The sequence below is a fragment of the Pseudomonas sp. fls2-241-TYG-175 genome, from assembly GCF_030209155.1.
GTDB lineage: Bacteria > Pseudomonadota > Gammaproteobacteria > Pseudomonadales > Pseudomonadaceae > Aquipseudomonas > Aquipseudomonas viridiflava.
Map to the genome: position 1 here is coordinate 1 of NZ_JARVSO010000062.1, position 24239 is coordinate 24239.

General features: G+C 56.0%; 21 protein-coding genes. 17 read left to right on the forward strand and 4 right to left on the reverse strand.

Going from position 1 to position 24239, the window contains the following annotated elements; all coding sequences use genetic code 11:
• The coding region (locus QRN20_RS26200) for a contractile injection system protein, VgrG/Pvc8 family (RefSeq protein ID WP_285361548.1) at positions 1 to 451 on the reverse strand (451 nt) is incomplete at its 3' end.
• Positions 452 to 512: 61 nt separating this feature from the next.
• Positions 513 to 1040: an Hcp family type VI secretion system effector gene (locus tag QRN20_RS26205; RefSeq protein ID WP_088235424.1), complete on the reverse strand. Its 528-nt coding sequence runs from the start codon at positions 1038 to 1040 to the stop codon at positions 513 to 515.
• Between the two features lie 528 nt (positions 1041 to 1568).
• On the opposite strand from QRN20_RS26205, the gene tssA reads away from it, so the two are divergent.
• The 15 genes from tssA to QRN20_RS26280 all read left to right on the forward strand — a co-directional run bounded on the left by tssA (position 1569) and on the right by QRN20_RS26280 (position 21578).
• Positions 1569 to 3116: a type VI secretion system protein TssA gene (gene tssA, locus QRN20_RS26210; protein ID WP_088235423.1), complete on the forward strand. Its 1548-nt coding sequence runs from the start codon at positions 1569 to 1571 to the stop codon at positions 3114 to 3116.
• Between the two features lie 29 nt (positions 3117 to 3145).
• On the forward strand, positions 3146 to 3643 hold the full coding sequence (tssB, locus tag QRN20_RS26215) for a type VI secretion system contractile sheath small subunit (RefSeq protein WP_088235422.1): 498 nt from the start codon (positions 3146 to 3148) through the stop codon (positions 3641 to 3643).
• Between the two features lie 28 nt (positions 3644 to 3671).
• Positions 3672 to 5147, forward strand: a complete 1476-nt coding sequence (gene tssC / locus QRN20_RS26220) for a type VI secretion system contractile sheath large subunit (RefSeq protein ID WP_088235421.1) — start codon at positions 3672 to 3674, stop codon at positions 5145 to 5147.
• Entirely contained in the window at positions 5144 to 5554 is a 411-nt protein-coding gene (tssE, locus tag QRN20_RS26225; RefSeq protein ID WP_058432391.1) for a type VI secretion system baseplate subunit TssE, read from the forward strand. Before tssC ends, tssE begins: the two co-directional genes overlap by 4 nt.
• Positions 5555 to 5661: 107 nt before the next feature.
• On the forward strand, positions 5662 to 7449 hold the full coding sequence (gene tssF / locus QRN20_RS26230) for a type VI secretion system baseplate subunit TssF (RefSeq protein WP_029241522.1): 1788 nt from the start codon (positions 5662 to 5664) through the stop codon (positions 7447 to 7449).
• On the forward strand, positions 7413 to 8417 hold the full coding sequence (gene tssG, locus QRN20_RS26235; RefSeq protein ID WP_029241523.1) for a type VI secretion system baseplate subunit TssG: 1005 nt from the start codon (positions 7413 to 7415) through the stop codon (positions 8415 to 8417). The genes tssF and tssG overlap by 37 nt, the downstream gene beginning before the upstream one ends.
• A gap of 12 nt (positions 8418 to 8429) precedes the next feature.
• On the forward strand, positions 8430 to 11042 hold the full coding sequence (gene tssH, locus QRN20_RS26240; protein ID WP_122605881.1) for a type VI secretion system ATPase TssH: 2613 nt from the start codon (positions 8430 to 8432) through the stop codon (positions 11040 to 11042).
• 10 nt (positions 11043 to 11052) lie between these two features.
• Positions 11053 to 12573, forward strand: a complete 1521-nt coding sequence (locus QRN20_RS26245) for a sigma-54 interaction domain-containing protein (protein WP_122417662.1) — start codon at positions 11053 to 11055, stop codon at positions 12571 to 12573.
• A 185-nt stretch (positions 12574 to 12758) separates the two neighbouring features.
• Positions 12759 to 13916: a type VI secretion system-associated FHA domain protein TagH gene (gene tagH, locus QRN20_RS26250; RefSeq protein WP_122411989.1), complete on the forward strand. Its 1158-nt coding sequence runs from the start codon at positions 12759 to 12761 to the stop codon at positions 13914 to 13916.
• Positions 13917 to 13931: 15 nt separating this feature from the next.
• The gene (gene tssJ, locus QRN20_RS26255; RefSeq protein WP_029241527.1) at positions 13932 to 14420 is read left to right on the forward strand and encodes a type VI secretion system lipoprotein TssJ; all 489 of its coding nucleotides are present in this window, start codon (positions 13932 to 13934) and stop codon (positions 14418 to 14420) included.
• A 2-nt stretch (positions 14421 to 14422) separates the two neighbouring features.
• Complete coding sequence (tssK, locus tag QRN20_RS26260; RefSeq protein ID WP_043303900.1) at positions 14423 to 15754, forward strand: type VI secretion system baseplate subunit TssK; 1332 nt, start codon at positions 14423 to 14425, stop codon at positions 15752 to 15754.
• Complete coding sequence (gene icmH, locus QRN20_RS26265) at positions 15754 to 16641, forward strand: type IVB secretion system protein IcmH/DotU (protein ID WP_029241529.1); 888 nt, start codon at positions 15754 to 15756, stop codon at positions 16639 to 16641. Before tssK ends, icmH begins: the two co-directional genes overlap by 1 nt.
• Complete coding sequence (gene tssM, locus QRN20_RS26270) at positions 16638 to 20156, forward strand: type VI secretion system membrane subunit TssM (protein ID WP_088235414.1); 3519 nt, start codon at positions 16638 to 16640, stop codon at positions 20154 to 20156. Before icmH ends, tssM begins: the two co-directional genes overlap by 4 nt.
• 80 nt (positions 20157 to 20236) lie before the next feature.
• Positions 20237 to 21088, forward strand: coding sequence for a serine/threonine-protein kinase (locus QRN20_RS26275; protein ID WP_235160727.1), 852 nt, complete (start codon positions 20237 to 20239; stop codon positions 21086 to 21088).
• 31 nt (positions 21089 to 21119) lie between these two features.
• Positions 21120 to 21578 (forward strand): GNAT family N-acetyltransferase, encoded by a 459-nt coding sequence (locus QRN20_RS26280; protein ID WP_088235412.1) that lies wholly within the window; start codon positions 21120 to 21122, stop codon positions 21576 to 21578.
• Positions 21579 to 21600: 22 nt separating this feature from the next.
• On the opposite strand, the gene QRN20_RS26285 is transcribed toward QRN20_RS26280, so the two are convergent.
• On the reverse strand, positions 21601 to 22059 hold the full coding sequence (locus QRN20_RS26285; RefSeq protein ID WP_029241533.1) for a metallophosphoesterase family protein: 459 nt from the start codon (positions 22057 to 22059) through the stop codon (positions 21601 to 21603).
• Positions 22060 to 22220: 161 nt separating this feature from the next.
• Here QRN20_RS26285 and QRN20_RS26290 point away from each other — a divergent pair, with 161 nt between their 5' ends.
• Complete coding sequence (locus tag QRN20_RS26290; RefSeq protein WP_096767675.1) at positions 22221 to 23060, forward strand: TauD/TfdA dioxygenase family protein; 840 nt, start codon at positions 22221 to 22223, stop codon at positions 23058 to 23060.
• A gap of 164 nt (positions 23061 to 23224) precedes the next feature.
• Positions 23225 to 23494: a hypothetical protein gene (locus tag QRN20_RS26295; RefSeq protein ID WP_058432408.1), complete on the forward strand. Its 270-nt coding sequence runs from the start codon at positions 23225 to 23227 to the stop codon at positions 23492 to 23494.
• Here QRN20_RS26295 and cobM read toward each other — a convergent pair.
• Positions 23484 to 24230, reverse strand: a complete 747-nt coding sequence (gene cobM, locus QRN20_RS26300) for a precorrin-4 C(11)-methyltransferase (RefSeq protein WP_029241535.1) — start codon at positions 24228 to 24230, stop codon at positions 23484 to 23486. The genes QRN20_RS26295 and cobM overlap by 11 nt on opposite strands.
• Positions 24231 to 24239 lie beyond the last annotated feature (9 nt).

The window sequence follows — 24239 nt, forward strand, 5'->3', positions numbered from 1 at the left end:
GGTACTGAACGCAGTACTCGCGCTCGGGATAGACGCTGGCGAGCTGGAAGCGATAGGTGGTGGCCAGCAGGCCATGCTCCTCCAGTATCCGGGCAATGATCTGCGGCACCGTGCGGTGCTGAAAGATCCGTTGGTTGGTGCGGTGGCTGAGGCGAGCCAGATGCGGACGGAGGGTGACCGAGTAGCGGGTCAGGCGTTGCCCCGAATCGCCCTGGGCGACACGGTCGATCAGCCCGTGAATGCCACTGTTATCGGGTGCAAACTGCAGAAAGGCAGGTCTGTTCAGCAGGCTTTCCAGATACAGTCCTGACGACTCGCTGACCAGCTCCAGCGTAAACGCGAAAGGCTGACTGATCGCTTCGTGGCCTTTGAAGGCGAGTACCTGAAAGCCATGATCGATGCCATCAAGGTTGAGCGTGAAATGACGTTTGCTTAAAGATTCAGACCTCATGGCTTAGTCCCATGTTGAAGTGAGCCAAGAACCATCGACCCTTTCGGGTCGATGGCGTTAATTACTCAGCTTTCTCTTTCCCATGGGTGCGCCAGTCGTCAGAACCAGAGGTTCCGCACGTTTCATGAGTCCAGGTGATTTTCCGGTAAGCGAAATGTACGTCCTGAAGGTGGGTGAAGCTGGCCTTGGCAGGATCCTGGCAGTTGTGCATGTAGTCCTTTATTTGGACGATCGTGGCGTCGGTCAAAAGAGTTGTGTAGTAAAGCTCCTGATTGCCTTTGACTGATGTGCGGTACCACTGGATCTTGACTTCACTCAAGCACTCGCCCGACGTCAGTGCTGCCTGGAGCAACGGTGAGGCTTTATCGAAAATTTTCGTGATACATAAAGGCTTGTGTATCCGCAGTCCGCTGGGTTGGCCCGTCTGGGGATCGCAAGGAATGACAACCTCATGGCTGAAAGCTTGCACCAGCGCCTGATCTTCGTGACCTTCTTGGTAAATATTGCCCACTGAATGCGCCGTGAACGCGTCTCTAGTTATAAGTTCCTGATTGGTCCCTGTGATGGATATGTAAGCAGGTGTTGCCATTATAAAGTCTCCTGATATTTGATTGGTCAGCCAGAACTCAACGTGCCAGCTATTCGGTTCCTAACAAAAACTATGCCAATTAATGGTATGCCCAGTATCTCAAGGCTTTGATCAAACACCGATGGGGCTTCTTGTTCGCAGGGCGCTACTGGGATGCCGAAAAACGCGCATGTTCTTGCGCACTTGGGAGATTCTCTGCGCAGTCGTATGGATACCCCAATATCTATTAGGCTAGGAAGGTTGGGTTTGGCGCAGTATTCGGTGAGGGTGCGCAAAAAGCAGCGCAGTTGATCAAGCGTCAAACAGTAGGGTGCGTAATTTATGCGTTCGAAAACGTATTATATGAGTTCACAAGCATCATCTGCTTTTGCTTCCTACATTTAAGCTATTCGGCGGTGTAGGAAAAATCTGAAAAGATGCTGTGTGGTATTGGTTTGCTTGTTAAACGGATTCTGAGCAGTTACTGTTTGCGCCGTTGACCAATAGCGGCCATTAACAATACTTGACGCGTAAAGGAGGTAACAGCTAATGACTCATTTTGATACATTGTCTGGGCGTTACCTCCACTTGATAAAAAGTCCTGTTTCCAGCCATGGTTATGCGGGCAGCGATGTGCGATTTTCCGAAGAGTTTGAGGCCTTGGAGGCACGATTGAGTAGCGAGCAATCGGTTCTGGGTACTGGAAATGTCGACTGGTTAAAGGTTCGTGAAGAAAGCGAAAGAATTCTGCGTGATCAGTCTAGAGATCTTCGTGTCGCCTGTTGGCTGACGTGGGCGCTATATAAAGCTGAAGCGTTTCCAGGATTATTGGCGGGTACTTGCATGTTGCGTTATCTCTGCGAACACCACTGGCCAGTGTTACACCCGGTCAAGCACAGAACTCGTATTGCCGCTTTTTCATGGTTAGTAACCAGGCTTGACAGGGTCCTCGTCGACGATGTGTCGATAAAACAACAGCTTTCGTTGTTCCAGCGTTTGTCCGATCATCTGGAAGGACTGGACGAATTGCTGAGGCATCATCTGGGTGAAGAAGCGCCATTGATCTTGCCGACTCGCAGGCGATTGGCCCGAATGCTCCAGGCCGCCTCGCAAAAAGAAAGCAAGCCCACGATTGCTGAGCAGGTCAAGGAAGTAGCCACTCAGTTTTTCAGCCATCCTTCTGTGGAGAATGACAAGGATGCCCGCAAGGCACTTGGTACGCAGCAGGATATAACCCAGTCATTGTGCGCCTGGTGGTTAAGGCAAAAGGCTACTGATGTCCGAGCGTTGCGTCTGAATCGCACGGTGCTCTGGCTCACGGTTGATACCGCCCCGAAGTGTAACGCCGAGCGCATAACAGCATTGCGTAGCGTGCCCGTAGATCGATTGAACAATTATAGAGAACGCTTTGAACAAGGCAAATATGCGGATCTGATTGTGGATCTGGAGTTGAGCATCGCCCGCTCTCCCTTCTGGTTCGACGGTCAGCGCAGGGTATGGGAATGCCTGCAAGCGCTCAACGCGGAACTCTCAATGCGTGAAGTTGAAGTTCAGTGCGCACTTTTTTTGCACCGAGTACCTGGCATCGCCGAATTGCGTTTCCATGACGGAGTGCCCTTTGCTGACGATGAAACACAAGGTTGGATATCGACGCATGTGATGCATCACGTACTTCCTCCCCAGCCTGAACCCGCTCAGACCAATACCGGCGTTCAGCCAGCATGGAATGTTGTTATGGGCGAAATCATTCAAAGGCTACATAAGGACGGCCTGAAGGCTGCGGTCAAGGAGTTAACGTGGCACCTGACAAATGCGAAGAGTGAGCGTGAACGTTTTTTCTGGCAATTCAACATTGCTCGTGTCTGCCACCGTGCCAAAAAATATGAGTTAGCCAGGGTTCAACTTGAATTGCTTGATCAAGAGCTTGAGATGAAGGGGCTTGGAAGCTGGGAGGCCGAAGCATTCCTAGAGATTTCCCGGCTTCTATACAGTTGTCACGAGAAGCTTCCGCCTGATCGGATTTCACGAGTGAGTAAGGACGAAGTCTACCGGCGGTTATGCAAGTATGATTTTGAAGCCGTGCTGAACAAAACGTAAGTACTGTGATAAGAAAAGGAGTAACTGCAGTGGCAAAAGAAGGCTCTGTCGCGCCCAAGGAACGTATAAATGTTACTTTCAAACCGGCAATTGGTGATGCACAGGAAGAGATAGAACTCCCCTTAAAACTGTTGGTGTTAGGTGATTTTATTCAGCGAGCTGATGAACGAAAGCTCGAAGACCGCAAGTCGATTAATGTGGATAAAAACAACTTTGATGATGTGCTCGCGAAACAGAATCTGAGGCTTTCATTGAGCATTCCCAATCGTCTGCAGGATGAAGGCGAGGCTGAAGAGTTGGCGATTGATGTCCGCGTCAACGCAATGACTGATTTCAACCCGGCCAGCCTTGTAGAGCAAATTCCAGAGCTCAGGAAACTCATGGAGTTGCGTGACGCCTTGATGGCTCTCAAGGGGCCGTTGGGCAATGCGCCTGCCTTTCGCAAGGCGATTGAAAATGTGCTTGCCGACAAGGCTTCGCGTGATCGAGTGCTTGGCGAGTTGGGACTCGACGCTGTAACGGAATGAAGTGTCTGGAACGTCAGGAAGAAAATCTATGAGCACCACCGCTGCACAACAGGATAACCACGAGAATGTCGAGTACGGAATTCTCGATCAGATTATCGCCGAGACCAGAATGTCTCCCGGCGACGAAGCCTATGCGATAGCCAAGCGTGGCGTTGCCGCTTTCATCGAGGAGTTACTGAAGCCACATAACAGTGCCGAGCCGGTAAAGAAGGCGCTCGTTGATCGAATGATCACCGAGATCGACGTCAAGCTGAGCCGTCAGATGGATGAAATCCTGCACCATTCCGAGTTTCAGTCGTTGGAATCCTCATGGCGCGGCTTGAAGTTGCTCATCGACCGAACGGACTTCCGGGAAAACATCAAGGTCGAGATGTTGAGCGTTTCGAAACAGGACCTGCTCGATGACTTCGAAGACTCTCCCGAAGTGGTCCAGTCGGGTCTTTACAAACACGTTTATACCGCGGAGTACGGTCAGTTCGGGGGAAATCCGGTAGGTGCGATTATCGCAAACTACTACTTTTCGCCCAGTTCTCCGGACGTCAAGACAATGCAGTACGTTTCCAGCGTAGCCTGCATGGCACATGCGCCGTTCATCGCCGCTGCGGGACCTCAGTTTTTTGGGCTCGAGCAATTTACCAGTCTGCCTGATCTCAAGGATCTGAAGGACCATTTTGAAGGCCCGCAGTTTGCCAAATGGCAAAGTTTTCGTCAGCAGGAGGACGCTCGGTACTTCGCATTGACGGTCCCTAGGTTTCTGCTTCGCAGCCCCTATGATCCTCAGGAAAATCCGGTCAGGACATTCGCCTACCGCGAAAACGTTGCGAACGCGCACGAACATTATCTCTGGGGCAACACCGCTTATGCGTTTGCTACCCGGTTCACGGACAGCTTCGCCAAGTTTCGCTGGTGCCCCAATATCATAGGGCCGCAGAGCGGTGGAGCCGTCGAGGACCTTCCTCTGCATCACTTTGATAGCCTGGGTGAGATTGAAACCAAGGTGCCGACTGAAGTGCTGGTGTCCGATCGCCGGGAATACGAACTTGCAGAAGAGGGCTTCATTGCGTTGACGATGCGCAAGGGCAGTGACAACGCCGCTTTCTTCTCCGCCAGTTCCGTACAAAAGGCCAAATTCTTCGGCAACAACCCGGAAGGTAAGGTTGCCGAGCTCAATTATAAATTGGGTACCCAACTGCCCTACATGATGATCGTCAATCGCCTGGCTCATTACATAAAGGTTCTTCAACGCGAGCAGATCGGGTCATGGAAAGAACGTACGGACCTTGAGCTTCAACTCAATAAGTGGATACGCCAATACGTTTCCGATCAGGAAAATCCTGGTGCCGAGGTTCGCGGTCGACGACCCCTGCGTGCCGCACAGATCACGGTGAGTGATGTGGAAGGCGACCCCGGCTGGTACAGGGTTGCGCTTAACGTGCGTCCGCATTTCAAGTACATGGGGGCCGCTTTTACATTGTCGCTGGTTGGGAAAATGGACAAGGAATGATTCGCTGCACGAGTCTTTTTGAGAGGCTGGCCGGGGTGTCTGAAAAGCGGCTCGGTTCGAACCGGGAAACGCAGCTTGTAACGTCAGTTGCCCGTCATCTTTCAAGGATGTTGAGCACTCGGGCGGGCAGCGTACAAACGCTGCCCGATTACGGGCTTCCGGATTTGAATGACCTGCGATTCAGCCTCAACGACGTGATGCGCAATTCCCGGGCAGTCATTGAAGATTTTATTTGTGCCTATGAGCCGCGACTCATGAATGTCCGTGTCGTTGCCAAGCCACGCGACGACGATGCGCTTGAACTGAGATTCGACATCCAGGCGTTTCTGAATGTCGACGGTGTGAACCGGGACGTGCTTTTTCAAGCGGTGCTCAATGGCCGAGGGCGCGTCGATGTGAAGGTGTGATCAATTTTGCCAGGAGCGGAGTGCCTGCTTGAACTTGCAAGTCAGGCACGTCGTTCCTCAACGCCTTTAATCGCTGTTCTCGATGAACTTGAAACAGGTAATCAACGTTGTCTTTCAATGACTACTATCAGGATGAACTTGCAGCCTTGCGCCAACTGGGTCGCCGTTTTTCCGAGCGCAATCCTGCACTGGCGCCTTTTTTGGGACAGTCGGGACGTGATCCTGATGTCGAGCGATTGCTTGAGGGGTTTGCGTTTCTGACAGGACGGCTGCGTCAGAAGCTGGACGATGAGTTGCCAGAACTGACCCATTCATTAATGAACCTGCTCTGGCCAAACTATCTGCGACCGCTGCCATCGGTGAGCATGCTGCGGTTCGAGCCGTTGCTTCGGTCAGGACCTGCGGTGCTGGTTGAACGATCGACGCCTGTTGAGAGCGATCCGGTCGGTGAACACATCTGCCGTTTTCGCACCTGTTTTGCAACCGAAGTCCTGCCACTTGAACTGAAAGATCTGTGTCATTCGCCCACCAGTGACGGGGCCACTCTGAAGTTGTCCTTCGTCATGAGTTGTGAAGGTCACATGGGTGAACTGGAGCTGAAACGGTTACGGCTGCATCTTGCCGGTGATCGTCATGTCAGTCGGTCCCTGTATCTCGGGCTGATGCGCAAACTCGAGGGCATTACCCTGAGCTTGCTTGACGCTGATGGGAGCGCACTGGAAGACGGACGCGGAAATACGATCGAGTTCAATATCCCGGTTAGTGAAGTGCAGGCGGTCGGCTTTGCTGAAGAAGAAGCACTGATACCTTATCCTTTCAATACCTTTCGTGGTTATCGCTACCTGCAGGAGTACTTCTTCTTTCAGGACAAATTCATGTTTGTCGACGTAATGGGGTTGGGTGTTCTGGGCGCATTACCCGATCCTGTACTCAAGCGTGCTCATGGCATACAGCTGGCGTTGAAGATCAAAGGTGCAGACATCCAGCGCCTTCGGCCCACCCTCGATAATGTAAAACTCTACTGCACGCCGATCGTTAATTTATTCAAACAGGATGCCTTGCCCATTCTGGTCGACGCCAAGCGGGATGATTATCTACTTATACCCTCCAGAGATGATCTCGACAGCTGTGCAGTGTATTCGGTGGACCGGGTAACCGGTTGGCAGTCTGGCGGTCTTGGCTATCAGGACTATGCCTTGTTTGAATCCTTCGAACATGATTCAGGGCAGGGTTCGAAGAAGGGCAGGCCTTTTTACAGCGCTCGGCAGCGCCCATCGATGCAGTACGATGGCCTGGATACCTATTTAAGCTTTGATCATCGAAGTTCGGAATACCCTGAAACGGTATCTGTCGAGTTGACCTGCACCAATCATGACCTTCCCTTACAGATCAAAGCGGGCGGTATCTGCAGATCCTGTGACGGAACGCCGGATTTCCTTCGCTTCAAAAATATTACACCCACCACGCCGAGCTATGCGCCTCCTGTCACTCGCGATTTTCTATGGCGTGTGATCAGTAACATGTCGTTGAACTATCTGTCGCTGGCCAATATTGATGCGTTGAAAATCATACTCGAAACCTATGACTTGCCGCGCTATCACGATCAACAAGCCGAAAGAGCCAGTCAGCATCTTCTCAATGGCCTTGAATCGATAAGCCATCGTCCTGCTGATCGACTTTACAAGGGGCGGCCTGTGCGTGGTGTCAAGACAGAGTTGATCATCAATCCTGACGGATATGGGGGGGAAGGCACTCTTTTCCTGTTTGCATCCGTGCTGAACGAGTTTTTCGCACTGTATGCCAGCCTCAACTCTTTCCACGAACTGAATGTGAAAAGTACTCACGGAGAACGCTACGAATGGACACCTCGCATGGGGCACCAGCCGCTTCTTTAATTGCACTCAGTCATACAATCCGTGAGCACTCCATTTATCAGGCGATCCCGCAGATTCTGAAGCTGCTTCGCGAGGTTCATCCGAACGCTGATGACGAGTCGCTGCATGACTTTCTCTTGCTCAAGGCGAACCCGGGTTTCGGCTTTCCTGGAAGCGATATCGAATGTCTGGAACTGTTTGAAGCGCGCGGGAAATTGCACGTAAGGCTGTGCCTGAATGTCATCAGCCTTGTCGGATCCGGCTCCCCCTTGCCAGCCTTTTACGCGGAGCAGGTCTTGGATGAGGATAACTCGAGCGCAACGCGTGATTTTCTTGATGTTTTTCATCACCGTCTGCAGAAGCTAATGGTGCCCGTCTGGCGCAAATATCGTTACCACTCGGTGTTCGCTGACGGCGCGACGGACCGTTTTTCCGAGTATCTGTTTGCGCTGATCGGATTGGGTGGTGCAAGGGTCAGGGAGGCTGCCGAGCTCGACTGGAAGCGGCTCCTGCCTTACCTGGGGTTGCTCAGTTTGCGAGCGCACTCTGCGGCCCTGATCGAGTCGGTTCTGCGTTACTACTTCAAGCATGCTGATTTCTTCATCGAGCAGTGTGCCGAACGTGTCGTTCACATCAGTCCCGAACAGCGCAACTTCCTGGGCAAGGCCAATAGTCAGCTAGGCCACGATGCTGTTCTGGGTGAGCGGATTCGAGACCGAAGCGGCAAGTTTCGTATCCACATCAGGCGATTGTGCTGGGACAGCTTTCATCAGTTTCTTCCCCAGGGTGCCTGGAATCAGCCGCTCGGTGCCTTGGTGCGGTTCACGCAACGAGATTTTCTTGAGTACGACATATGTCTTGTACTGCTGCGAGAGGAAATCCGGGCTCTGCGTATCGGGGCACAGAACACCTGCCGCCTCGGCTGGACCAGCTGGCTGGGGCGTGAGCGTGCCGATGGTGTGGTGACGCTTGGCCAGTCGATTCATTAAGGACAGATATTCATGATCAATGTAGACCTGCAACAACTGGTCAACGCGCTGGACGCGCCCACCCGGATGAGTCTGGAGAGTTGCGCAGCGCGTTGCGTGGCGAGAGGAGGCAGCAGGATTCTTGTGGAGGATCTGCTGCTGGCACTTCTGGAGCACCCCCACAGTCTTCTTTCCCGAGCGCTGTTGGATGCTGATGTCGACGCCGCGCATTTTGCGGCCCTGTTGCAGCCGGCCATGGAACACAGCGCTTCTCGTAATCCGGTGTTCGCGCCTGAACTTGTCCAGTGGCTACAGGACGCGTTGCTGGTGGCCAATCTTGAACTGGGCCAGAGCCATATTGAACAGGCGGCGCTCGTTCTTGCACTGTTGCGCAATCCGATTCGCTACGCAGGCAGCCGTTATCAGCCGCTGCTGGCCAAGATCAATGCGGACCGATTGAAGGATTTCTCTCTCGCCGAGCAGCGAGGCTGTGAAGGACATAAGCCGGAAAACGCAGATGAATCGCTGCTGGAACGCTTCACGCACAATCTGACACAACAGGCTCGGGAAGGCCGGATTGACCCTGTCCTGTGCCGCGATGAAGCAATCCGGCAGATGATTGACATCCTTTCCCGGCGACGCAAGAACAATCCGATCGTGGTGGGCGAAGCCGGGGTTGGTAAGACCGCTATCGTTGAAGGCCTGGCGCTGAGAATAGTTCAGGGTGAAGTGCCTGAGTCTCTCAAGGATGTCGAACTGCTGACACTGGATATGGGCCTGCTGCAGGCTGGGGCTAGCATCAAGGGCGAGTTCGAGCGTCGTCTGAACGGAGTGATCGAAGAGGTCAAGGCATCCGCGCGCAGCGTCATTCTGTTTATCGATGAAGCTCACACATTGATTGGCGCAGGAGGACAGTCGGGCGGTTCCGACGCCGCCAACCTGCTTAAGCCAGCGCTGGCCCGGGGAGAGCTTCGGACAATCGCTGCGACCACCTGGTCGGAATACAAGAAGTACTTCGAGAAGGATCCGGCTTTGGCCCGACGCTTCCAGCCCGTTCGCCTGCTGGAGCCTACTGTGGATGAGGCGATAGCCATTCTGCGTGGCCTGGCTTCGGCCTATGAGAAAAGCCACGGTGTCTATTTGCGCGATGACGCTGTAGTGGCTGCGGCCCGCTTATCGGCGCGTTATCTCACTGGGCGGCAGCTACCGGACAAGGCAGTTGATCTGCTTGATACCGCCTGCGCCCGGGTTCGCATCAGCCTGGCGGCCGCACCGCAACGACTGGAGCGCCTGCGTACCCGCTACGCCGAGGATCAACGGCAACTCGACGCCATCCGCCGCGACGCACAGGCGGGTCTGGGCGTTGATGAACGGGTTCTGCTGACTCTTGAAGAAGGTCTTCAGGAACTGCAGAGGCAAATAAGCGAAGTCGAAGCCGTATGGAACCAGCAGCGCACCGATGTCGAGCAGTTGCTCAGGCTACGCGAGCAATTATCAGCGCTGCGCGCGCAGCACGAGCTCGCAGCAGATACCGATACCGAACGGTCTCCAGAGCTGTTCGCACTCATCGAGTCGCTGGAAACAGAACTGGCCGACGTTCATCAAACGTTGACTGAAGCAACAGAGCGACTGGTCAGTTTTGAAGTGTGTCCCCGATTGATCGCAGAGGTGGTCAGCGCCTGGACTGGCGTTCCGCTTTCACAGCTTGCCCAGGAACACAGTTCGAAAGTTGCCGGTTTCGCAGAGGACCTGAAAAAACGCATTCGTGGCCAGGATCAGGCCGTTCTTGCGCTTGACCGAGCGATGCGCGCGGCGGCGGCGGGGCTGAACAAGCCGGATGCACCGGCAGGTGTCTATCTTCTGGCCGGCCCCAGCGGCGTGGGCAAGACCGAAACAGCCATTGCGCTGGCTGACTTGTTGTATGGCGGCGAGCGTTTTCTCACGGTCATCAACATGTCCGAATTTCAAGAGAAACATACGGTTTCACGCCTGATAGGCGCGCCGCCCGGTTATGTCGGATACGGGGAGGGCGGTCTGCTCACAGAGGCTGTCCGGCAAAAGCCCTATTCGGTCATTCTGCTGGATGAAGTAGAGAAGGCCGATCCCGATGTGATGAATCTGTTTTATCAGATATTTGATAAGGGCATTGCCAATGATGGCGAGGGGCGAGAGATCGACTTTCGCAATACGCTTATTCTCATGACATCCAATCTTGGAAGCGAACTTATCACGACGTGCTGCCAGTCAGGTCAACGACCTGATGTCGAACAGCTCGAAGCACGCATTCGCCCGATTCTGACTGCGCATTTCAAGCCTGCACTGCTGGCGAGGATGCACGTCGTGCCGTATTACCCGGTCACTGGGGAAATACTGCGCGAACTGATCGAACTTAAACTTTTGCGTTTGGCAGATCGATTGAAAGGTCGAGGACTCACTTTCGCGTATTCAGAGCCTCTTGTCTCTTTCCTGCTTGAACGGTGCTCGCAAGGTGATACAGGGGCGAGGTTCGTTGATCGCTTGCTGGACACTTGCCTTATTCCGTTGATTGCCAATCGCCTGATCGACGCCATGTCAGACGGTCAGGATGTCCAGCGCGTTTACGCGACACTGGATGCTGCGGGCCTTGTCATTTGCGAGTTCGACTGAAATGACATCGATGTTCAATGCTGTCCACAATCCGCTCGACTACGCGCATACGCTATGTTCGGTCTATACCAGCCTGTCGCGCATAGGTGACAGCGAGGCGCTGTTGAAGGGCTTTGCCCAGGCCGCCTCTCAGCTTATCGGCTGTGAATTGATCCAGCTGTTCAGCTTCGACGCACCCACTGGACGCCTTGATCTGAAGGTTCAGGTTCTGGATGACATTGTTAAGCCGGAAACTCTCGCAGGCGACCACGCCGATTACAGTACAGAGAATCTGCTTGAGTTCGCCCTGTCGCAGGATAGGCCCGTCAGCGTGAACGAAATGGGTCCCGGTCTTTACGACACCAGCTTCCTGCCCTCAAGACCGTCAGGCTGGAACTCATTGCTGTGCGTGCGTCTCACTACTACGGATAACGTCACTGCGGGACTGCTTGTGTGTGCCAGCGATGCGTGCAGATCACTTGATTGTTTCGCTGCGTCACTGGAAGCGCTGGGTTCTTTCGTGCTTGCGCTGCAGGTTCTGCTCGAGCGCCGTCATGCCCTCACGGAGATGCCGAGGCTGGAGCCCAAGTCCTCGAGTTACGGACTGATCAGCAAAAGCGAACCCATGCGGCGGACCTGCCAACTGGTCGGCAAGGTGTTGCATAGCTCCTATACCGTTTTGCTGACGGGCGAGACCGGGACAGGCAAAGAGGTCGTGGCTCGAGCCATTCACACCTGTGGACCTCGGCGCAAAAAGGCTTTTGTGGTGCAGAACTGCGCCGCGTTTCCCGAAAACCTTCTGGAAAGCGAATTGTTTGGCTATCGCAAGGGCGCCTTCACCGGCGCTGATCGTGATCGGCGCGGTCTTTTCGATATCGCGGATGGTGGCACCCTCCTGCTGGATGAAATCGGCGATATGCCACTCGGTCTTCAGGCAAAGCTTCTGCGAGTCTTGCAGGAAGGAGAAATACGACCGCTCGGTTCAGACACGGTACGCAACGTCGATGTACGCATCATTGCCGCTACCCACAGAGACTTGCCAGCGCTGATATCGCAAGGACGATTTCGTGAGGATCTTTATTACCGACTTGCCCAGTTTCCCGTTTCGTTACCGCCGTTGCGGCAACGTGTTGAAGACATCGAACCGCTGGCCAGACAGTTTGCATCCGACGCCTGCAGTTCTCTGCGACGTGAACCGGTACGTTGGTCGGAGTCTGCGCTGTCTTTTCTCTGTGATTACTCCTTTCCCGGCAATGTGCGGCAACTGAAAGGTTTCGTCGAACGCGCTGTTCTGCTTAGCGATGATGGGCACCTGTTGCCGGAACACTTCCCTGTAGCAACCGGTGCCGAAGGTTCTTCTCACGGGGTGACATTGCGTGAACGGATGGAGCATTTCGAGCGAGATGTGTTGCTTGAAAGTCTGCGCAAAAGCAACGGCAATCGAACGCAGACCGCGCGCAAGTTAGGTGTGTCACGACGTACGCTGCTTTATCGAATGATGCGCCTGGATATAAACAGCGCCAGAAAGAACGCTGCCAAGTGCCATAAATAATCGGATTGTCAGTTTACGGAGATGCCTGATGAACATCAGTCAATGGAAGGCTGCGCTCTTTTTTTGTGCGCTATCGATTCTTCTGGGCGGTTGCAGTGGTCCGTTCAAGTTCAGCGATAGTGAATATCGCGTCTTGGGTAATTCGACTTCAAACCATCGCAATTAACGATCAGAGAGACAGGTTGATGGAACTGGTGTTGGAAGTAATCAACACGCCGGAACTCAAGGAGGGGTGCTCACAATCGTGGCGCTTCAAACAGAGCGGTGGTGTTTTGGGGCGCAGTCCCGAGTGTGAGTGGCGCATTGAAGACCAATCGTTCTATGTGTCCAGGCAACATGCGAGCGTCAGTCATGACGACAACGCGTTCTACCTGACAGATATCAGTCGCAATGGCATTTTGCTGAATGGTGTTGAAACCATCGCTGCCGGAGAAAAGCGACGCGTCGAGCATGGCGATACCTATCGAATGGGAGGTCTGTACCTGCGAGCTTGTCTGGTCGCCCCCCGAAACGTACGAGCCAGCCCGGCAGCCCACTCATCGGGTGCCGGACATCCGGTTTTCGCTGAACTCGATCCACTCGCCGCATGGCAGACACATGACAGAAACCACTATTTGTCCGGTGACCTTTCATCCCTGATGGAGGAGCGGGTCGGGTCTTCAGGCGTTGATCCCTATGTGTCTTCAGATCGCGAGCAGTTGTTGCTGCCGGAGTTGGTACCTGTGCCGCTGCCTGCAGCGCGGTGTTATCCGACGAGCGCCGATGACACGGCCGGCTTTTTCCGTCAGCGGCTTGCCGAAGCGCTCGATGTGGACATGAGCGGCGTCGACTCGACGGCGTGCGAGGCGCTGGCGATAGAGGTCGCTCGGCTGTTCAAACAATGCATTGATGGCCTGGAGCACGGTGCATCGACTCGCAACGAGCTCGAGTCTGAATTGGGTGCCTGCCATCCCGAGGCCGGATCCGGCAGGGAACGCACGGTCGACTCGGTGGATGCTGGCCTGATCATCCAGCAGCTTTTGCAACGTCAGTCCGGGCAGGCGTCCCGGATGATCTCCCGATCATTTCGGGCTTCCCGGTCCCATCAGGTTGCTCTTCTCGCGGGTTGTCGGGCTATGGCGCGCTCGGCCCTGGAGCATTTCTCTCCGCAAAGGCTGCACTGGCAGTTCGAACATGAAGACAAGCCCTGGCTACGTACGGCCGGGAACCGATGGCGCGCCTATGTTCGTCACCATCGCACCCTTGCTCAGGACGATCAGTGGACCACGGGACTCTGGAGCCGGGATTTTCTGAAGGCGTACGACGAACAGATTCGCCTGATCAACACCCTTTACCCGAACTGACTGAGATAAACCTGAATGCCTATGTATTACGCCAGGCCATTGATGCTGGCTGCGCTCATGTTGCTGGGCGGTTGCTCGGCGCTGTCGCCTTATTCCACGCAGACCCGGCTGGAGATCAGTCTGACCGGTAGTGATCGACTCAATCCCGACCTCAATGGCCGACCATCACCAACCGTCCTGCGGCTGATGGAGCTGAAGCATCCCGCTACGTTTCAGAGCGTGGATTTCTTTTCCCTCTACGAACGCGCCAGAGACGTGCTCGCGCAGGATCTGGTTGCGACGGAGGAACTGGAGTTGCGACCTGGAGAGCGCGTTGATCTGAAGCTGAAGTTTCAACCCGGCAGTACTTATGTCGGGGTGCTGGCTGCGTATCGCGATCTGCCTGAGGCTCGATGGCGTTACGTGATCCAGCTGACCCCCGAAGCGCTGACACGCGCCGAATTCACACTGGATGAAGCCGGGTTGCATCGCAGTGACGAAACCGTTTCAAGGGCAGGGAGTTAATCATGAACGCTCATAAGGTTATCTGGCAGGAAGGCATGCTTCTGCGCCCTCAGCACTTTCAGCATAACGATCGATACCACGACCAGCAGATGAGGCTGTGCACGCAACTGACCGGCATCCATATGTGGGGTTTCAAAGCGGTTGAAATCAATCAACAGTTTCTGGGCTCGGGTCAGATTGTTCTCAATCAGGCATCGGGTGTCCTGCCGGACGGCACCTTTTTCGATCTGGGTGACCGGGAAAAACCGTTGGCACTGGAGATACCGCCAAACACGGCCAACACTGCCGTCTATCTGGCTTTGCCGCTGGTAACGGGTAACTGCATCGAGGCACGCAGTGCCGAAGAGCCGGATGTGGTTGCGCGATTTACCGCCTACGCCACTGAGGTCGCCGATTCGAACGCCGGAGACGATGCCCGCACCGAAATACTCTGCGCCCGGCCAGAATTTCAGTTGCTGCTTGGGGATCAGAAAACCGAGCACGCTTACGTGAAGCTCAAGCTGTGTCAGGTGCTGGTCAGCACGCCTGACAAGGCCATCAGACTCGACGCCGGATTTGTCCCTTCTTTCATCAATGCGGGCGGGTCGGCTTATCTGATGTCGTGCTTGAAAGAAGTCGTGAGCCTGCTTGAAAACAGAGGCAACGCCATCGCCGGACGTATTCGCTCCAACGGTCAGACAGGCAGCGCCGAGGTCGGTGATTTCATGATGCTGCAACTGATCAATCGTACGGAGCTGGTGCTTCGGCACTATCTGACCCTGCAGGACGTTCACCCCGAGCCCCTCTATCGCGCGCTTCTGGCGTTGCTGGGCGAGCTGTCGACCTTTGGCGCCGAAAGCAAGCGCCCGTTGCTGGACAGTCAGTATCAGCACAGCGATCAAGGCGCAACGTTCGGCAAGGTGATGATTGCGATTCGACAGGTGTTGTCGATGGTTCTTGAACAGCACGCGATTGAGCTGGAGTTACAAGTCCGCCAGTACGGCGTACTGGTTTCTCCGCGTGTGGATCGCCAACTGTTGGGCTCAGCCTCGTTCGTGCTCGCTGCCCGGGCGCAATGTGATGCTGAAGAGCTGCGTCACAGGTTGCCCGCCCACCTGAAGGTCGGCTCCGTCGAAAGTATCCGCGAACTGGTCAGTCTGCATCTGCCGGGTATGCGTCTCAGGCCTTTGCCAGTGGCGCCGCGTCAGATCCCGTTTCATTCGAACAGAACCTATTTCAGCCTGGAACTCAACGAGAAGGAGCAGGCGCAAGTGGATACGTCCGGTGGTTTCGCCTTCCATGTTTCAGGCGATTTCGCCGGGCTTGAACTGCAATTCTGGGCGGTCAGAAACTGATGGTCAGGGACATGCACGGCCATAACGATAACCCGACCCGCCTGCACGGTCAGCGCTCAAGTGAGCGCACTCACGACCGGCTTACTGACGCCGCTGAACGTCAGCCTTTCGAAAGCCTTCAGGAACGATTGACCTACAGTGCCCGGCTGGCGCCCGAAGAGCGTGTGGACTTTCATATCAACCCGCTGATCGCTGCTGCAAGTGATCTGCTGTCACACCTTTCCAGGCTTGCCGCTGCACCTGAAGAAGGAGACATCCGCCCTTTGAACAGAACGCTGATCGGGCAGGTGAAGCTGTTCGAGGCGCATGCTCGGCATCACGCGATAGAGCACGACCAGATGCTGGCTGCACGTTACGTGCTGTGTACGGTGCTGGACGAGGCTGTCCTGACCACTGCCTGGGGCAGTGCGAGTAACTGGTCGACCATGAGTCTGCTGAGTCATTTCCATCAGGAGACGTTTGGCGGCGAGAAGTTTTTCCAGTTGCTGGAGAGACTGGGCAGTAACCCAGCCAAACACCTGCACCTGCTGGAACTGATGTACCTCTGTCTGGCCCTGGGATTCAAGGGCAAGTACCGCGTCACTCTGCGCGCCAATGACGAACTGGACGATATTCGCGACGGCCTCTACCGACAGATACGTCAACTAAGAGGTGAGGTACCCATGACACTTTCGCCTCATTGGCGTGGCTCGCAGGAAGATTCCCTGGAGCCTCCACGGCTCGTGCCGTCGTGGCTGGTCGTCATGTTTACGCTGATGACGCTGGCGGTGATGTATTCGGGGTTTGCGTGGGTGTTGGGCAAGCAGCGCGAGACAGTCCTCAAGCCTTATCAGTTCGTTGATTCAGTGGCGCTTGAGCGTCAGTCGCAAAACCGGGGAACCCGATGAAGATGTTCTGGAAAAAGCTGTTGTCCGTGCTAGGCAGGGCCTGGGTCTGGTCGTTGTTGCTGGTGGTCGTCATGAGCGCTCTGGTCTGGCTATTCGGGCCTTTGTTCGCGGTGGCTGAACTCAGGATTCTGGAAAGCGCGACGTCGCGTCTGCTGGTGGCCATCACGCTGTTGCTTGGCTGGGGGCTGGCAATGGTCTTCGTCGGATGGCGTGCGGGTAAACGCGATGAAAAACAACAGGCCAGCGACACCGAAAGGGAGCGCGTGCTTGAGGGCATCGCGATCGACAAGGAGTCTCGGGAACTGACCCGCCGGTTCAAGGATGCCGTAAGGTTGATCAGCCGTTCGAGTCTTTACGACGGGCGCGGCGAGTCCGCCCGTCAGGAGTTGCCCTGGTATCTGATGATAGGCCCGGAAGGCAGCGGCAAGACCAGCTTGCTGGATTTTTCCGGGCTCGACTTCCCGTTGAACAAGGTGCAGCGCAAGCTCACACGCGATACCAGAAGCACGAGCTGTTGTGACTGGTACCTGACTGATCAGGCGGTGATCATGGATACCGCCGGCCGTTACCTTAGCCAGAAGGGGTCAGAAGTTGACGGCAGCGCATGGCGCACACTGCTGTCGTTGTTGCGCGAGAGACGACGCGTGCGTCCGCTCAGTGGCGTTCTGGTCACTCTGCCAGTCGAGTTGCTGATCGAGGACAAGTCAAACCAACTGGAATCGGTTGCCGAAACCGTTCGAGCGCGTCTGGACGAGATCCATCGTCAATTGAGCATTGAGGTTCCCGTTTATCTCGTGCTGACCAAGACGGACGCCGTTGAAGGCTTTGATGAGTTCTTCGATCAGTTGTCCCGTGAGGAAAGCCGACAGGTACTGGGCTCGACGTTCGGTAAGGGCGAGCGGGGCACCGACATCGATGTTGTCGGCAAGGCATTCGACTCGTTGTTGCAAAGGTTAAGCAGCCAGGTCATCACGCGGCTTCATCAGGAACGCGACATTCAGCGCCGCGGGCGCATGCTCGAATTTCCCGTCCAGTTGGGACGTATCGCCCATAGTCTGAACATCTTTGTCGAACTGGCCTTTTCGGGAAATCGCTACCAGCGTGCCAGCCATCTGCGCGGTTTTTACCTCACCCGTGCGCCTCACATGATCGATCAGGCCAAGCCTTCGCAAGAGCAGGCGGCGCACGATCATGACAGCATCGGTCTGCCTTTGCGACATGCCGGACGCCCACGGTTTATCCATGATCTGCTGGCACGGGTCATCTTTCCCGAGTCCAGGCTGGCGATGCTCGACAAGGATGTGCGTCGACAGCTCGGCTGGCGACAACGCGCGATTCTTGGTGGGGCTGTTCTAGTGGTTGCTGTAGCAGGCGTGGTCTGGGCAACGGGATTCAACATCAACCACGATCGCCTTGAAACACTTCGTCTTACCGCACAACAGTTGGTCAAGCTGCGCTCGCAGATAGCGCCACAGGATGATGTTCTGACTGTGCTCGATGCGCTGAACACTCATTACCAGGCAACCCGTGTGTTCTCCGATCCCGCGGATCTATCCTTGTACGAGCGCAACGGTTTGTACCAGGGGCGGGCCGCCAACCAGGCGTTGCTGGCTGGTTACCATGCACAACTGCAGCGCTTGTTGTTACCCCGTCTGGCAGGATTGCTTGAAGCACAGATGCAAGCGTCCACTTCCGATCGCGACCAGTTGCTGGGCAGCTTGCGCGCCTATCTGATGCTTGTCCGGCAGGAGCGACGGGACAGTGCCTGGCTGAGGGAGTGGATCGCTGCTGACTGGACGATACGCTATGCCGCTCATGCCCAGGCACAGCGTCAGTTGAATGAGCATGTACAGCGTTTGCTGGAACTGCCGTTTGACTACCCCGGCAACGCCGAGCTGGTAGCACAGACTCGGCAGGTGTTGCGCAATGAGTCTCTGGCCAATGTGATTTACCGCGTGCTGCGCGAGAAGGCGCGCACGCTTCCCGAGTACAGCCTGGCTCAGCGAATCGGTCCGCAGCAGATAGTGCTGACAGGCACTGACTATCGTATTCCCGGCTTTTACACCCGTCATGGTTATCAGCAATATTTTGTGGTTCAGGGCTCGACAGTGGTCAGCGACATCCTGCGCGACAATTGGGTGCTGGGCGAGAGCGCAGCGCTTGGCACGGCGGACTTGCGACGGTTGATGGTCGAACTGGAGCAACTGTATTTCCGCGACTATGCCAATCACTGGTCCGAAGCGGTCGGCAGGACGTCGCTGCAGCCCTTTGAAGGGCCGAAGCCGGGGGCGTTGCAAATGGCCGGTCTGAGCGCAGCCAACTCGCCATTGGTGCAGTTGCTGGTCGAAGTCCGGGACAACACCCGCTTTCCAAGCGTGGCCGAGAGCATCGATAAACTGCCAGTCCCGGACAAGACAGGCCTCGCGCCTGGTGCTATTGGCAAGGCTGTTTCAACCGTGGGAGGTCAAGCACAGCAAGCGCTTGCCGATAGTTTGCCCGACGCTGCGAAGAAGGCGCTGCAACGTCGCTTCGATCCGTTGCATCGGCTACTGGACGAAGAAAATGCTCCCGGTCCTGATCTGATGTCCGTGTTCAGTGCACTGGATGACGTTCAGCAGCAAATGGCAACGTTGGGCCGCTCTGGTCAGCCTGAGCTGGCCGCATTCGAGATGGCACGAGGCCGCATGGGCGGGCAGCGTGACGCGTTGAGCAATCTGCGTAATACGGCGGCATCGCTGCCACAGCCTGTGGCCGGCTGGTTCAACGGTCTGGCGGAAGATGCCTGGAGCTATGTCCTGCATCAGTCGTATCAGTACGTCAACCAGCGCTACAAGGACGAGTTGTATAGCTTTTACGGCCAGGCCCTCGACAAGCGTTATCCGTTTTACGCTCACAGTCACAGCGACGTTGCGATCAGCGATTTCCGCGAGTTCTTCAAATCCCAGGGGCTCGCTGACCGCTTCTTCAACAGTTACCTTAAGCCTTTTGTCAGCGGCGAGCCTGGGCACTACCGCTTGCGCAGCATCGATGGCTACAGCCTGCCGATGAGCCGGGCGTATCTTGATCAGATGTCTGTGGTGCACGCCATTCGCAACAGTTTTTTCGCGGGAAGCGCTCAGGAACCCCAGGTGCAGTTCAAGCTGGAGCCTTACACACTGGACCCGAATGTCAGCCGCGCCGAGTTTCGTCTGGGTAACCAGTCGATGGAGTATCGTCATGGGCCTATCGTCCCCGTTGCGTTCACGTGGCCGACCGAGATCGAGAATGGCCGGGCCAGTCTGGTCATGGATCGCATGGCAGGTCGCCCGATGGGTATCGAAAAGAACACCGGTCCGTGGTCATTGTTCCGCCTGCTGGATCTGATGCAGACCGAACCACTCAAGGGACGTGACGTTTTGGTGCTCAAAGCCGATGTGGGCGGGATGCGAGCCAACTACCTGCTGTTGAGCCAGCGTTCTGCAAACCCCTTCGATATGTCGGCGTTGCGAGGGTTGCGCATGCCTGCACAGCTTTGAAGCCACCAGAGGCGCGGGAAAGGCTTCCCGATGTACTCTCAGGCCGCTACAGAATCGAGCGCTTGCTTGGCGCTGGCGGCATGGGAGTCGTCTATCAGGCCCGCGACCTGCTGCACGAACTGATGGGCGAGCCTGATCCATGCATCGCAATCAAGGTGCTCAATGATGACCTGGCGACGGCAAGGGACGCCGATGCGTTGCTTTACAGCGAGTTTGCCCTGACACGGCGCCTTCATCATCCGCACATCGTTCGTTCTTATGCATTTGGCGTGGACGACGAATGCAACCAAGCCTTCATGACGCTTGAATTCATGCGCGGTGTTCGACTTGATCGAGTGCTCAATGAAAATCCCGGAGGATTGCCCTGGGCGCAGGCGAGGGAAATCGCAACACCGCTGCTGGGCGCCCTGACATATGTTCACGAAAACGGCGTGCTGCATGGGGATGTGAAGCCCGAAAACATCATGCTCACCGAGCGGGGCTTGCGACTTTTTGACTTTGGCCTCGGGCAGCCCGTTGAAGGCGTGCTCACCGGACTTCCGCAACTGAACCGACAACGCTTGCAGCCTTGGACACCTCGTTATGTGGCGCCTGAGGTGCGTGACGGCGGCCCACTCACGACACAAGCCGATGTTTACGCAGTTGCTCGAGTGCTTTACGAAATGGCGGCAGGAAGAGAAGCACTCACGGATGTAAGCGACCCCCAGTCCTGCCCGGTTCGCGGCGCTTCATCGTTGCGAAAACCCGAAGGTTTGCCGTCCGCCTGCTGGTCTGAACTCCGTGTGGCGCTGATGGCTGATATTCGTGAAAGAACAATAAGCGCCCGCCAGTTACTCGACGTCTATCAGAGCGCGTCGAATCGGCGGTTTTGGCGATGGGGTCGAGCGATGATTACCCATAAATGCCCCCCGACGACTAGGGTTAGTCCGTAGATCACACTTCATCCAACCTCAAGGAGCATTCATGCACCGCCTGGACTGGCTCATCGACCACATGGAACACAGCGACACGATGGCGCTGTGGCTGCATCGGCAGTTCACCTACGAGTTTGCGCAGCAATCGCTGGCCGACTGGGAGGAAGAGTTTGCCGAGGGGCAGTACAACAATGAGTGGAAATGCCTCATCGCGATTGAGGACGGGCAGTTGTTGGGTGGCGCAGCGTTTGCCGATAACGATCTATCTGACCGACCCGAGCTCGGACCTTGGCTAGCGTGCGTGTTTGTCAGGTCGGAAGCTCGGGGCAGGGGACTTGCAGCCGAGTTGATCGAAAGCATTTGCAGCCATGCCAAACGGAGTGGCGTAAACCGGTTGTACCTGCACACGCACGATCAGCAAACGTATTACGCCAAGCGTGGCTGGCATTTGCAGGAACGCTTTGATGCCTGGGGTATGGCGCAGTGGCTGATGTTTCGCGATTTGTAAAAACCGAGGCATCCGAAGTCGTCTAATCGATTAATCTCACCAGCCGCGGCTCCAGCGAAGACCCCTGCACATCGAGCAACGCCAAGGTCACCGGCAGTTTGAAACGACGCCGTCCCGCACTGCCGGGGTTGATGTACAACCGCTCCCCGCGCCATTCAATAAGCGGTTTGTGCGAATGCCCGGTGACCACCAGCCGTGTGCGCTCATCAAGCAGGGCAGGCACATCGGCGATGTCGTGTACCAGCAATACCTGCCAGCCGCTTAGTTCGAAAATCAGGTGATCGGCGATATCGTTCGCCCAGGGCGAATCCACGTCGTTGTTGCCACGCACAATGTGCAGCGGCGCGATGGCCTCGAGTTGCTCGACGATCTCTGCGCTGCCAATGTCTCCGGCGTGGATAATCTGCTCGCAACCTTGGAGCGCGTTGACCGCTTCCGGGCGGAGCAAACCGTGGGTGTCGGAAATGATGCCGATTTTCATGAGGGCCTCTTGGCGGGAGCTGAACCATTGGGACAGCTTTAATCGGCAAGCGTGCCTGTGAGTTGGCACCGCCACGACTTAATGCCGTCATCCCAAATGAGCGCTTGCGTGATAATTTTCAAAAGCGTACCGTAAGGTTCACTTATGAAGAGGGTCGCATCATGTTAGCCACTTCGAAAACGCGTCTGCTTCACGAGCCGATCAAGCCTGTCATCGGCACCCGGATTCTCAATACCAAAGAGGAGCTGCTGAGCGGCGAGCTTGCGGACGAGATCCGCGGTTTGCTGGAGCAGCGGGGCGTGCTGGTTTTTCCGCGAATCGGTTTCAGCGATGCCGAGCAGATCGCGTTCACCCGCACGTTGGGCGCGTTTTCGGCAGAAGCCAGCGACGGTCAGAATGTCACCAAAATTACGCTGGATGCCAAGGTGAACCCGGCGGGTGCCGAGTTTCTGAAGGGTTCGCTGTATTGGCACATCGACGGCACCAGCAGTGATGTGCCCATCCTGGCCTCGCTTCTGGCCTGCAAGGTGACGGCGACCTGGGGTGGCAATACCGGGTTTTGCAATACGTATGCGGCTTATGAGGCGCTGTCTTCGGCGGACAAGCTGCGCTATGCCGGCATGCGTGTCGTGCACGCGCCCTGGTCGTCGCTGTTTTACTACAATCCTGAGCCGAGTCTGGCGACGCTCAAGGTCATGCAGGCCATTGGCGAGAAAGAACTGCCGCTGGTGTGGACGCATCGCTCAGGTCGCAAATCGCTGATTCTGGGCTGCACGGCGCAGCAGGTGGCAGGCGTCAGCCGGGCCGAGAGCGCACGTATTCTGGTCGAATTGCGGGAGTGGGCGACGGGTGATTCGTTCAGCTACAGCCACGAATGGCAGGTGGGTGATCTGGTGATCTGGGACAACACGGGCACCCTGCATCGTGCCGAGGCGTATGACCCGGAATGCGGGCGTTTGATGCATCGCACCAAGCTGCAAGGCGAGGAACCGTTTGAATGAGCCCCGACTGTGATGTTGTTCGAAAACAGACTCATGTGTACATTTACGTATTGACTCACACCATGCGTTCACATGTTCGCGACATTCGAGCGCTTACGCTCGGTCAGTCATCGGTGTAACGGGCCGTCATCAGTCGGCTGGAGGAGAGATCTATGCCCGGATCCATGCGCGGTACCAAGGAACCCATCGCGGGTGTGTTCGTATTGCTGTTGCTGGCTGCCGGAAGTTGGGCGGCGCAAGAGCCGTTTCCCCACTTTGGCAGCGATATCACGCCTGATTCGCAGGTGAATGAAAAGGTCCGTACACAGCCGGTCCAGTCACGTCAGCTGCCACCGAACGATCTGCGTCGTTTCAGTAACGCCGGATCCACGCCTGACTATGTCCATGCCGTTGCCAGCGCCCGCTGTTCGCCGAGCTCTGTCGCTAAGGTCTGAACAGATGGGCATGACCTGCCCGATATAGCGATGATTCACTGAACGTATCGTTTTCCAGCACGCGTCCTACCAGTATCAACGCGGTGCGCCGGAACCCCTTGGCCTGCACCTTTTCTTCGATGTCCGCCAGCGTGCCCTGTACCCAGTCCTGATCCGGCCAGCTTGCGCGATGCACCACGGCAATCGGGCAGTCCGCGCCGTAATGCGGTATGAGCTCTTCGATGATCCGGTGCAGATTGTTGACCCCCAGATGAATCGCCATCGTGGCCCGATGCTGAGCAAGGCTTGCCAACTCTTCGCCGGGCGGCATTGAGGTCTTGTCGGCGTAGCGGGTCAGAATCACGCTTTGCGAGATGTCCGGCAGGGTCAGCTCTGTGCCGAGCAACGCCGCACAAGCCGCCGTTGCCGTAACGCCTGGGATGATTTCAAAGGGAATGCCCAACTCGCGCAAATGACGGATCTGCTCGCCGATGGCGCCATACAGGCTTGGATCACCCGAATGCACGCGTGCCACGTCCTGGCCTTGCGCATGAGCGGTCTTGATCAGGTCGATGATCTGTTCCAGGTGCAGTTCGGCGCTATTGATCACCTGCACGGCCTGATTGCCCTCCAGCACCGCGACAGGCACCAGCGAGCCTGCGTAGATGATGACCGGGCAGCTGCGAATCAGGCGCTGGCCCTTGACGGTGATCAGCTCCGGGTCGCCGGGGCCTGCACCGATGAAAAAAACGGTCAAGGGAATCTC